Source organism: Marinobacter halodurans, from assembly GCF_004327985.1.
Taxonomy (GTDB): Bacteria; Pseudomonadota; Gammaproteobacteria; order Pseudomonadales; family Oleiphilaceae; genus Marinobacter_A; species Marinobacter_A halodurans.
Genome location: NZ_SJDL01000061.1, coordinates 1 through 11,791 on the forward strand (window position 1 = coordinate 1; position 11,791 = coordinate 11,791).

Annotated in this window: 12 protein-coding genes; all 12 read left to right on the forward strand. The window is 49.6% G+C overall.

What is annotated here, in order from left to right; translation table 11 throughout:
- A partial coding sequence (locus tag EZI54_RS22345; protein ID WP_131484093.1) for a T6SS phospholipase effector Tle1-like catalytic domain-containing protein occupies positions 1 to 1,373 on the forward strand: 1,373 nt, incomplete at its 5' end.
- Positions 1,363 to 1,986, forward strand: coding sequence for a DUF2931 family protein (locus EZI54_RS22350; protein ID WP_165495848.1), 624 nt, complete (start codon positions 1,363 to 1,365; stop codon positions 1,984 to 1,986). The genes EZI54_RS22345 and EZI54_RS22350, both read left to right, overlap by 11 nt.
- Positions 1,987 to 2,101: 115 nt before the next feature.
- Entirely contained in the window at positions 2,102 to 2,410 is a 309-nt protein-coding gene (locus EZI54_RS22355; RefSeq protein ID WP_131484095.1) for an immunity protein TriTu family protein, read from the forward strand.
- 1,269 nt (positions 2,411 to 3,679) lie between these two features.
- On the forward strand, positions 3,680 to 4,678 hold the full coding sequence (locus tag EZI54_RS22365) for a hypothetical protein (protein WP_131484097.1): 999 nt from the start codon (positions 3,680 to 3,682) through the stop codon (positions 4,676 to 4,678).
- Between the two features lie 130 nt (positions 4,679 to 4,808).
- Positions 4,809 to 5,087 (forward strand): hypothetical protein, encoded by a 279-nt coding sequence (locus EZI54_RS22370; RefSeq protein ID WP_131484098.1) that lies wholly within the window; start codon positions 4,809 to 4,811, stop codon positions 5,085 to 5,087.
- 482 nt (positions 5,088 to 5,569) lie between these two features.
- Positions 5,570 to 5,830, forward strand: a complete 261-nt coding sequence (locus EZI54_RS22375; protein ID WP_131484099.1) for a hypothetical protein — start codon at positions 5,570 to 5,572, stop codon at positions 5,828 to 5,830.
- 117 nt (positions 5,831 to 5,947) lie between these two features.
- A complete protein-coding gene (locus EZI54_RS22380; protein WP_131484100.1) occupies positions 5,948 to 6,262 on the forward strand; it encodes a hypothetical protein in 315 nt (104 codons plus the stop codon).
- A gap of 118 nt (positions 6,263 to 6,380) precedes the next feature.
- Positions 6,381 to 6,653, forward strand: coding sequence for a hypothetical protein (locus EZI54_RS22385; protein ID WP_131484101.1), 273 nt, complete (start codon positions 6,381 to 6,383; stop codon positions 6,651 to 6,653).
- A 181-nt stretch (positions 6,654 to 6,834) separates the two neighbouring features.
- A complete protein-coding gene (locus EZI54_RS22390; RefSeq protein WP_131484102.1) occupies positions 6,835 to 8,718 on the forward strand; it encodes a phospholipase effector Tle1 domain-containing protein in 1,884 nt (627 codons plus the stop codon).
- 12 nt (positions 8,719 to 8,730) lie between these two features.
- Positions 8,731 to 9,354, forward strand: coding sequence for a DUF2931 family protein (locus EZI54_RS22395; protein ID WP_165495849.1), 624 nt, complete (start codon positions 8,731 to 8,733; stop codon positions 9,352 to 9,354).
- Between the two features lie 499 nt (positions 9,355 to 9,853).
- Positions 9,854 to 10,789, forward strand: coding sequence for a hypothetical protein (locus EZI54_RS22400; protein WP_131484104.1), 936 nt, complete (start codon positions 9,854 to 9,856; stop codon positions 10,787 to 10,789).
- A 136-nt stretch (positions 10,790 to 10,925) separates the two neighbouring features.
- The gene (locus EZI54_RS22405) at positions 10,926 to 11,579 is read left to right on the forward strand and encodes a hypothetical protein (protein WP_131484105.1); all 654 of its coding nucleotides are present in this window, start codon (positions 10,926 to 10,928) and stop codon (positions 11,577 to 11,579) included.
- The last annotated feature ends 212 nt before the right edge of the window (positions 11,580 to 11,791 follow it).

The following is an 11,791-nucleotide window of genomic DNA, read 5'->3' on the forward strand; positions in this document are numbered from 1 at the left end:
TTTTCGACGGTACTGGCAACAACAGGGATAACACCCAAGCCTATCAGAGACAGATGGATGAGTGCCTGACGGCCAATGCCGCTGGCGCTATCTCCGAGGATGAGTGCAGTGCCGAATTGTCGCAGATCATGGAGGGTAGTTACCTCAACGCTGAAACCAATATCTCCAAGCTGGAGCGAATGTATCAGCAGGGTCAATTCCAGAGTGAGGAATGGAAGGAAGCTCACCGTATTTCCACCTATGTTTCCGGTGTAGGCACCAAGTCCGGCGCACCAGACGATGGCCCCAGTATGGGATTGGGCCTTGGTGAGCAAGGCATACTCAAGAAAATTGCCGAAGGGTCCGGCGATTTGGCGATTGATATTCGTGACTATGTCAGCGCCCCTATCGACGAATTGATTCTTGACGTTTTCGGTTTCAGCCGTGGCGCGGCCACGGCCCGGCATTTCATCAGCCGGGAAGTTCAGGATGAAAATGGCGCGCTCGCCGCCGCGTTCAAACAGCAGGGCATACCCTGGCCGAGGAAGATCACCGTTCGCTTTGTGGGACTGTTTGATACCGTGGCCGGCGTTGCCGATCTTGGCAACCTGGACTTCTCCGCCCACGATGCCGAAACCGGACGCATCAACGTCAACCTCAGACCGGACGATGCCGAGCGGGTGGTCCAGTTCGCCGCGCGGGATGAGCGCCGTCACAACTTTTCACTCAACAGCCTCCGGGGTGAGTCCGGCAACTTGCCGGACCATTTCAGCGAATGGACGCTGCCCGGTGCCCATTCCGATATTGGCGGGGGCTACCCCGATCGCTTTCACGAAAGGATTGAGGTTCGCCCACCGTTGGTGGTCAAAGGAAAAGACCGCCGCAATCCCGAAGCCAGTTTCGAATTCTCCCGCATGTTGCAGGAACGGGCGCTGATCAAAAATGAGGGTTGGATTGGGCCACTGAATCCACTCGCCACATTGGATATCGAGCAGGAGCGCCCGCCCGGTTTGCCAGGCGGTGACATTACGCTTCGGCTTTGGCTGGACCGCGAGGTTCGTGGTGAATATTCCCGTATTCCGCTGTATCTGATGCACAAGTTGGCGGTGGATGCTGGCGTTCCTTTCGATGTTATTGACCCTGAAGACTCGTCGCTTTCCCTTCCGCAAGAATTAATGACGGTCGCCAGAAATCTCGCCGCCCATGTGTGGCATGGCAGTGAGCTATTGATGACCCCGGAATCCAGAGCGCTACTGAAACAGCGATATATCCACCATTCCGATCATTACCTGAAACTTGGCCCCCTGTATCCCTTCAAGCCCGGCAAATACGGTCGGCGCACCATTCATCCGAATGAGGGCCAGTGGAAAGAGGGGCGATACCATGCGTATTAAAATGCTCGTTCTCAGTCTCTGCGCTCTGGTACTGCTGGGGTGTTCGGATCAGAGCAAATCGGAACGGCCAAGGTATGGCCCTGATCCTGACTATCGAAGTATCTCCGTTGTCGTACCCCAGCATTACGATGCATGGGTCGAGACCTTTATTCTGGAATCGGTGTCGGGGGAAATTGGTTGGAGAGCACCGATTGGGATAATCACCTGCTGCTGGGAGCACCCCTCTGGCAAGAGCGCGGAGTGGCAGGCGATGCCGGGCCTGGTGCTTATCAAGTGGTTCTCGTTTGCCGAACAGCAATCTTATCGCGCGTTGATCCAGCTTGAGAATGCCCGCGAGATCGAGGAGAAAATGAAAAAAATCGCTCCTTATGAGCGTTACGGAAAGAACTTTGAGGTTCCTCGTTACAACCTTGTATTTGGTTTGGCACCGGGCGGCACGGTGGTTGTCTGGATAATGAACGGGGCGGAAAATGCGATTGAGATTGGGCGATATCAAGCAAAACCCTACGACCACAAAAAAGAGGGAGAGGACTATACTCGCCGTACGGAAAGTTATTTCGAAAGGCAGGGGGATTATCTTCAGAAAAATGGAATACGGTACGACGGTTGGTAAATCGGTGCATCTGACCTGGGAGACAGGCACCACATAACCATGCCATGCACCGGATGCCAAACCCTCCGCTTCGCTGCGGTTTTGTCACCGGTGATGGTGGGCGTTATGTTTCACCATGAATGAGCTATTAGCGTACTTAGAACAATGGAAATCCTCCAAATCAAAAATATTTGGTGCTGAAGGCTATGCTGTCTCTATAACCGGAGAGTTGGGAGATACCGTTAAATCTCGCTACATCGAAATTGATGGCAATGGCCTTCTGGGAAGAGCAACACTTTGGGAAAGCGGAAGCTTGGTAGTTGAGGCCATTGACGTCGAGACAGAGAAACCAATTCTCCAAAAGGCATTCGAGACACCTGAAAAATGGCAACTTGATGACAAATTGAATTGGTGGCTAAGTGAGATCGCTACCTACGAAGCCTAAGAACATAACCAGTAGTTCAAGTACGTTCCGGCCTATCGGCCTCCACCGGACCGGTTTTCCGGCGCGGTGCGCCTCCAAACCGGCCGCTTAACATCGGCGTTAGGCGGAGGATAAGACGGTGGAAGGAGAACGAGAGCCCGTCTGGGTCGTGTTTCCCCGGATTCCATGGGGAAGCGTCGGTTGGCGAATGGGCCCTGGCGAGGAGTACTGGCACGCTTGGGCCAAGTGGTTTCGCGAGTTGTCTGCGGAGGGCCAGCAAGCTTACCAGGCCCGGTGGCCAGAGCCTGATCGATGGCGCGGGTTCTACGAGTACATATCCAGCGGCGTTATGCCGCCTTGGTTTCTGAAGCGCCAGCGTCAAATTGAACAGGCTGCGCGTTCCCTCTCACCAGACGAGTATCTTGTGGATGAGTATTTCCGCATAGTCTGGCTGTTGCGATCGGAGCTCAAGCGCGTCCTGGAGCCCGGCCGCCACGTCCAGTGGAACCAGTTGAATCCGGAGCCTGGCGAGTCTCCTCCAGAGTTCTACACGGCGCCTGATGGTTCGGTCTGGAAGTTAGCGTATCTAGATCAGGGCGGCCTTCGGCTTGCGAAGCTCTCGGGCGATGCAATTTTGAAGTAGGAAGTCAGCAGATAGCATAAGAAGCCTAACAAGGCCATCGAGCGCGACGGCTGCTTCGCAGCCGCGGCTCATGGCTTGCGTTATACAGTGCGTTCATCGCAAAATATGGATGTTTAATAATGATATCTAGACTGCTTATTACGATTTGCATCTTGTTCTATTCTGTGGGTAGCCCGATTACTGAGTTTAATTCAACTCACGTTTTCAATCCTGATTGGACACCTCATGTCCGAATCCATGAGGTTTGGCAGCTTCTTACTAATTCGTGCATAGGCCTCATTGGATTATGGCTTCTGTGGGTAAAACGCCAAGTTCTGCTTTCCGCTCTATTAAGTTTGTCGGTTATGGGTAGTTTTTTGGTTGCTTATGCTACAAAGAGGCTTTATGGCGGTTCTATGAAGTTTCTTGATGGTAGCGAAAATTTAATATTCGGTCTTAATTTTGGTCTTTTTATTGCTTGTTCAGTTTCGGCTCTTCTATTAATCGCAATATTTTTAGAGCTAAGAAATAGAAAAATCGTATAACAAGTCGTTCAAGGGGAGCCAGCTACGCTCCGCCGGCCCCCTTAACTCTGCGTTAGGCACTCGTGTTCTCCATAATATAGAGGACTCCTCATATAATTAGAGTTCTATCTCCAGAGAATAAGTATGAAAAAAATAGTCATAATTATGCTGTTGCTTATTATTCCCACATATTCCTTAGCTATAAAAGGAGAGGGTACGATAATAGATGGGGTAATGGGTCATCTTGAGAGCAAAAGAAGTGATGCGCGTGAGTGTCTGAGAATCCAGTTGGAAGCAGACCCAAAAGATAGCAAAATTATCGAAATCAATGTAAGAGAGATACATAATTTAAATTGTGGCGGTGACCCGAATACTGCTCCTAGGTATGGATTTTATAAAGTAAATAAAATGACAGGATTGCTTTCTGAAATGGATATAGCAACAGCTGAATATAAGCCAATTAAAATAATTGGTTTGGCTGACAATCCTACTGATACAGTTAAATCAAACGGGCTTCACGATCAAGAAGGTTTCACTTTATTTATAGCAACGCTCATTGCCAGATTGTTAGACCCTATTAGCTTTATTATTGTATTATTTATTTCATTGTTTTCGAGAAAGAAATGGTTTATTCCTGTCATTGCGTTAGCTGGAGCCATTGTGACAGAAACCTTGTTAACATCGACCCAAGTTACCAGAAGCTGGGGTCAAGGAATTGTACTTGGGATTATTGCTAGTGGAATTCATGCCGTATTCTGTCATTATTTAATTCAACGCTTCAATAAACGGAAATTGGAAATATCTGATAATAGGGATAGCTTGGAGATTGATCATGATCTAGAGAGTATTGATCCTCCTTATGTGGAATCGTGTGCTAAAGTTTATCGCATCGTTGGTCTGACTATTGTCATTGCTTTTGTGATTTGGGGAGTAAATTATCAGTGGAGCTATAGTGATAGTCCATTCGAGAGTTTAATTAGTGCTTTTGGCGCGAGTTATCGACACGAAGGTCTTTACTCACTTCTCATGGCATCCCTTATCTTCATGACTGGTTACTATTTTAGGTTTGGTATAGGTGCGTTTTTCGTATCTACGATATTAAAAATTTGGAATATTTCGAAATCGATTTTTAATAAAATTTAAAGCCTAAACGCCGATTATGTGTGTACTAATTGCTGAAAATCAGGTCATGGCCGAGAGAGGGTTAAAAATAAAAAAGCCTAACCGGTGACAGCAATGTAATTCTAGTATTATCTAAATTTTAGGAATTCAAATGAACTATAAAATAAAAATGCGCCAAATTAATAAAAATGATATACGTCCGGAGTGCCCAAATATTCCTAAAACTGAAGAATATGAAATGTATTTAAATGCTTTCGTCAAAGATATAAGTAGTATATCTGTTGTAATTAATGCAGAGCGGTCTGCGAATGAGATTAATGTAGTAACAGATAACTGTTCAATAGAAGAATTTCGCGAACATATATTACCTTTTATTCAAGGCATAAGAGCCACACAATACCGAGTTGAGTCAATTGCACAACTCGTGTGAAATTAGCCTAACCAGCAGCTCCACCGGACAAATTTTAGCTGTCACCTTTTGTGCAAATGGACGCACAAAAAGCGCCATCTAAAATTTGCGCGGTGAGCTGAGCGTTAGAAGGCCAAGGCTCCTGAATCATCTGAGGATGATTGGATGAAAGGCCTTGGCATCAATGCAAAGCGGGAGCGGTCCGGCTCCGAGTAATGGCCAAGGCCAGAAAAATGGCTCGCCACGCTGGAAGCCAGGTTTGGCTTTTTTCTTGTTGTCAGAATGGTGCCCAAGTTGTGGGGCTGTTCGTCGCAAATCCAGAGTCAGCCAGTAGCATGGTGCTTTGTATCGAAAAAGAGAAAGGGGCCTTGGTGTCCGCATGCGAATTGGGGATTGGGACCTCAATACAAACGGGTGAACGGCTTCTAACAAGTAGCGTCAGTCGGACCGGTTTGTCACGCTGCGCGCGCCAAACCGGCCGCTGCGCATGGCGTTAAAAGTCTATGTTGCATGAACCAGTGAGTAGAGATCAGGTAGCTAAAGTAAGGCCTTTCTTCAGGGGGCTGGCCGGTTTTTTCCTGTTTTGCACTTTACTGGCTGCCGCCGGGCTCATTTTTGCCCTGGTTACCGAGCCATTTTCACTATCTATTTTCATTGGTGTGGCAGTGGTGATCGTCACTGGGCATATTTCTGGCAGCGTCTTGTTCTCTGGCTATGCGCCAAACTACCTCTTGTCTGCGCATGGCCCAAAGCAAAGATTTTAACAAGTCGCTGTAGTACGCGGCCGGAGGCCGCCAGACGCCCTTTTCATTGCGGCTTCGCCTCCATTACAAGGTCGCCGCTAAGCTCAGCGTTAAATGCGTAGTCATGGAGAACTGTGAATGGTCGGTGTCTACAAGTTCTGTTTGGCAGCGGCAATGGTTGCATTTGTTGGCGCTACCACATTCGCAGTTATCAATTTATCTACCTTGCCTCCTGGTGGCGGTAATGGTGGTGCTTTTCTAGCGGCACTAAGTTTTGGTGTCGGTTTGCTTGGGCTGACGATTGCCACGCCCTTAGCTTGGATTGCAGCAGGTATTTCCTATGTTTGTCGGGGGGCCATGCCTAAAGGAGCTCTTTGGCATTATGCCGTACCAACTGTGGTGGCCCTACCTGGCACCGTACTGTTGTTGGTGGTTGCATGGTCCAGCATTTAACAAGCCGCTCAAGTACGTTCCGGGCCTACGGCCCTCCACCGGACCGGTTTTCCAGCGCGGTTGCGCTTCCAAACCGGCCGCTTAGCTCCGCGTTATACACAAGGAGTAGTCACGGAAAATGGCAAGGAATAGTGGCCAAGGCGGGCCAATTGAATCAAGGCTGATCAGCCTCTTTGCATCTCTGTTTTTCTCGGTCCCGACCGCAGCGTTTATTTGGCTTGGTGTTAATAAAGAGCTCGCGTTCTGGGGCGGGTTTCTCAGCAGTACCTACCTGATCGCCTGTATCATCATCTTTGCTTTGTTGGCATTGCTACTCCCGCAACTTTTTCCATCTATTCTCGGGGGTATCTGGCGCGGCATTGTCAGGGTCGAACGCTGGTGGGGCTGGTAGCCTTGTGTATAACAAGGCAATCAAATTCGTTCCGGCCTTCGGCCTCCACCGGACGCCCTTGTCAGGGCGCCGTTTATTGCTGGCGTTATGTGGTGCCAACCATGCTAGAATCGCGGGTTTTGAACAAGGTTTAATCACGGGTAGCCAGGAAGCTACTCCTCAGCAGAAAGGAACTCTGACCATGAGCAATCTGATTGCCGCCTGCGTCGGCGATATGCACGTTTGCCCGATCAAAGGGCACGGCTCCTCCCCCATCATGCCAAACGGCTCCAGCATCCTTGTTGAAGGTAAGCCCATTGCCCGGGTTGGCGATGTCACCGGCTGCGGTGCGGTTATTACCCAAGGCTACCCGTTGGCGTTGGCCGATGGTATGCCGGTGGCCTACCTTGGCAGCCCGACCAGTCATGGTGGTTCCATTGTCAGCGGTAATCCACGAGTGATTTTGGGTGTTGCCACCAACACCGCACCGGTTGTGGACTTCGCCAAGGCTGGAGCGCTGGATGACAAAGGCCAGCTTACTCCTGCCGCCAAAAAGTTGCTGGATAAAGACCCGCAGGAATTTGTTCGCAAAGCTGCTCAGAAGGGTGCGTTAATTGACGAAGGCTTGGCGGACGAAGAGCCGGAAGACTCCCCCGCCGAAGAAGATCGCCCCAAGGTTCGGGTAGAAGCTGGCATCTTTTTCGATGGTACAGGTAATAATCGTGGCAACACCCGCGCTTACCAGCATGAACTTGAAGACTGTCTGACGGCCAATGCCGCCGGAGCCATCTCGGAAGAAGAGTGCAGCAGTGAACTGTCGCAGGTGATGGAAGGCAGTTATCTTAATGCCGAAACCAACGTGTCAAAGCTGGAATCGCTTTATTTCAAGGACACCATAGAGCAAGACGGTTCTCCTACTTACCGGCTCTCCGTTTATATTTCAGGCGTGGGCACCAAGTTTGGTGAACCGGATGATGGCCAAAGTATGGGCTTGGGGCTGGGAGAGCAAGGCATCCTCAGGAAAATTGAAGATGGTGCCGAGAAGCTCACCCTGGAGGTTGCCAACAGGGTCAATGATCCCGTTGATGAATTGATCATCGATGTGTTCGGTTTTAGCAGGGGCGCGGCAACGGCACGGCATTTTGTCAGCCGGGAAGTGTTTGACACAACGGGCTCCCTGTACGGCGAATACAAAGGGGCATTGGTCAAAGCGTTCGAGCGGGAAGGCATCCCATGGCCTGAGAAGGTAACGGTTCGTTTTCTGGGTTTATTTGACACCGTGGCTGGAGTTGCCGATGTGGGCAATCTCGATTTTTCCGCTCACGATGCGGAAACGGGACGTATCAACGTCAATGTAAAACCGGAGCATGTCCAGCAGGCCGTCCAGTTTGTTGCGAGAGATGAGCGCCGGCACAACTTCTCGTTAAACAGCCTGCGAAGTGAATCGGGCAATTTGCCCGGGAATTTTAGCGAATGGGTTTTGCCTGGTGCGCATTCCGACATTGGCGGAGGATATCCAGAACAATTCCATGAGCGAATTGAAGTGCGTCCGCCGTTAGTGATCACGGGCAAGGATCGTCAAAATCCAGAGGCCAGTTTTGAGTTCTCTCGCATGTTGCAGGAACGAGCCCTGATCAAGGCCGAGGGCTGGATCGGTTCCCTCAATCCAATGGCCAGCTTGGACATCGAACAAAAGCGCCTGCCCATGCTGCCCACTCAGCCGAGTCTGAGCGGAAATAACGTCGCTCTGCACCTGTGGCTGGACCGAGAAGTTCGGGGAGAATACTCCAGAATTCCTCTGTACCTGATTCACAAGCTGGCTCTCGATGCCGGAGTGCCTTTTGATCAAATTGATCCGACAGATGCTTCTTATTCTCTACCTCAAGAACTTGTAACTGTTGCCAGAAACCTTGCCGCTCACGTCTGGCACGGCCAAGACTTGCGGCTGTCTCCTGAAACCAAAGCGCTGCTCAAGCAACGGTACATTCATCATTCTGATCATTATTTGGAAATGGGGCCGCTTTACCCGTTCAGGCCTGCAAAAAATGGCCGGCGGGCTGTTTACCCGAATAAAACCAGTGAATAAATGGAGACTTCTATGAGTATCAAGCGTTGGATGATCAGTCTCTGTATTCTGGCACTGGTTGGGTGTTCGGAACCAACGGAATCAGAGGGGCCAAGGCACGGCCCCAACAGCACATATCGCAACATCAATGTCGTAGCACCGAAACACTACGATGTTTGGGTGGATAAGTTCTTTGTTGAATCCTTGTCCAAGGACATTGGCTGGCGGGCGCCTATTGGGATTGTATCCTGTTGCTGGAAAAAACCACACGGGGCTTCGGCTGAATGGCAAACGATGCCGGAAGTCTTCCTTATCCGCTGGTTTTCGTTTGCAGAGCAAGAATCCTATGAGGCCCTGATCCGACTGGAAAACCCGGACGAGATCGAAGAAAAGATGAAGGAAGTTGCCGCATTCGAGCGCTTTGGCGAGATGGTGGAACGCCCGCGATACAACCTTGTTCTTGGCTTGGCACCAGGCGGAACGGTGGTTGCGTGGATCATGAACCGGGGTGAGAATGCCATTGAAGTTGGGCGTTTCAAGGCCAAGCCGTATGATCACGAAAAGAAGGGAGAGGACTACACAGTTCGTACCAAGAGTTACCTTGAAAGGCAGGGGGATTACTTGGAAAAACATGGAATTCGATATGAAGGTTGGTAGCTTGGGAGTAGACCACCACATAACCAGGCCATGCACCGGATGCCAAACCTCCGCTTCGCTACGGTTTTGTCACCGGTGATGGCGGGCGTTAGAAGCCAAGGCTTCCTGAAATCATCTGAGGATGATTGGATGAAAGGCCTTGGCGTCAATGCAAAGCGGGAGCGTTCCGGCTCCGAGTAATGGCCAAGGCCAGAAAAATGGTCCGCGATACTGGAAGCCAGGTTTGGCGTTTTTCTTGTTTTCAGAATGGTGCCCAAGTTGTGGGGCTGTTCGTCGCAACGCCCGAGTCTGCCGGTAGCATGGTGCTTTGTATCGAAAGAGAGAAAGGGGCCCTGGTGTCCGTATGCCGGTTGGGAATTAGGACCGCCATGAAAAGGGTGAATCGTCTTCTAACCAGCGGCTGCAGCGGACCGCTTTTCCGGCGCATTGCGCCTCCAAATCGGCCGCTGAGCACGGGCGTTAGGCATCATGGGATGCAGCGATGCAAAAGGAGAAAATAGTGAAGTATCTGTATCTGACACTTAATTGGGTATTTGGTGTCCTTTTCCTATTGGCCGGGGTCCTTTCCTTGGTTGAATCACCCTTGGCTGGGCTGAGCCTCATTGCCGCCGCAGCTCTTTTGCTCCCGCCGGTAAGAAATTTTGTCTACTCAAAGACAAATAAAGATTTTCCTGTCAAGGCGAGAGCAATTTCAATATTTATCTTATTTATGGCGTTTGGCTTTTTTGTTGGACAGGCTCAAGAGCGAAAAGAACAAGAGTTGGCGGCGCAGCAGGCCCAGGAAAAAGCGGAAAAGGCAGCCCAATTGCGGCAGGACAACATTGATTACTTCAATGCCAACCGCGAGCAGATAATGTCCCGCGTCAAGAGCGCGATTACTGGAAAAGATTATCAGGCGGCCATCTCTCAATCTAACAAATACCTTGTATCTGGCGACAAAGAGCTTGGGCAATTGAATACTCAAGCAAAGAACGAGCTATCGGCCATTCAAAAAGCCAAAAAGACTGAAAAGCTATTAGCCGAACTGAAGTCTGTCCCGACCGAAAAATTTGAGAAAAATAGGGGGTTGTACCAGCAATTGCTAAATATGCACCCTGACAGCGAGCTTTATAAAAACAAAGTGGCGTTTTACGTCGGTAAGATAAAAGAAGAAAAACAAAAGAAAATAGCCGCTGAAGCAAGAAAAAAGAAAATAGAATCTCAGTTCAGCGCATGGGATGGATCGCATCGTAATCTTGAGAGGGTTATCAAGGAATCCATGAATGATCCTGATAGCTACGAACATGTCAAAACCGTTTACTGGGATCGTGGCGATTACCTGATTGTAAAGACTACTTTTAGGGGAAAGAATGCGTTTGGTGGGGTAGTCAAAAATTCCGTTACTGCGAAGGTCAGTTTGGATGGGCAGGTTCTTCAGATATTAAGCCAAAACTAAGCCTAACAATCACATGCACTCGGACATCAAAAAGCTCCGCTCCTTCGTCGCTCTGCCTTTTGATGCCGGTGATGTGTGGCGTTAGTCAGGGAGTAATTTCGTAGTGTTTTGGAGGACAATTCCAAGAGCAGTCAATTTGGCAGCATTCATTTCGGTGCTTCTGCTGCTGTTGAAGTTGTTCATATTCAATAAAATTTCTGAGCCAGTTGACGGCTTTCATGAGATAGGGCTGGTATTCGAAGCAGTGCTTGCGTCAGTATTGGCGAGTTATGTTTTCTATTTGATAGTAGTGCACTTCAAAGAGGTGCGAGAAAAGAAAACAATCTATCCTTTTGTAACACGTTGGGCGAATCTTGTAGTGCAAGATTGCAGGACCCAGATCGCCGGTTTCTCTAAGGCGGATCCGGCCAAACTCGATTTCCAAACCCTGGAAAAGCAAGACATCGAAGCTGTTTTCGCTAGATTAGAGCCTAATGGAGAGGCCCCATTGGCCTTCTGGCAAGGAGGCCAGGCAAATTGGCTTCAATACTTTGAAAACTACAGGGTTAGGTCTTTGGGGCACATTGATAAGATCATGGCACAGCTTATATTTCTTGAAGCCCCGCTGGTAGCTCTGTTGATGAAGGTCCAAGACTCGACACATTTCAGTTCAATCGAAACCTTATCAAGGGTCAGATTGAACAACGACAATCTTATGACTTTTGCAGGCGCTTTTTTCGAGTATGTACAAGCATGCCGGGAGTTGGACGGGTATCTGAAAACCCACGCCATTCACTCGGCTAGTGACTAACAAGGCGCAGCAGTTCGCGGCCGATGGCCGCCGGACGCCCTTTCCGTGGCTCCTTCGTCGCCACTCCAAGGTCGCCGCTGTGCTACGCGTTATACACAAGGAGTAGTCACGGAAAATGGCAAGGAATAGTGGCCAAGGCGGGCCAATTGAATCAAGGCTGATCAGCCTCTTTGCATCTCTGTTTTTCTCGGTCCCGACCGCAGCGTTTATTT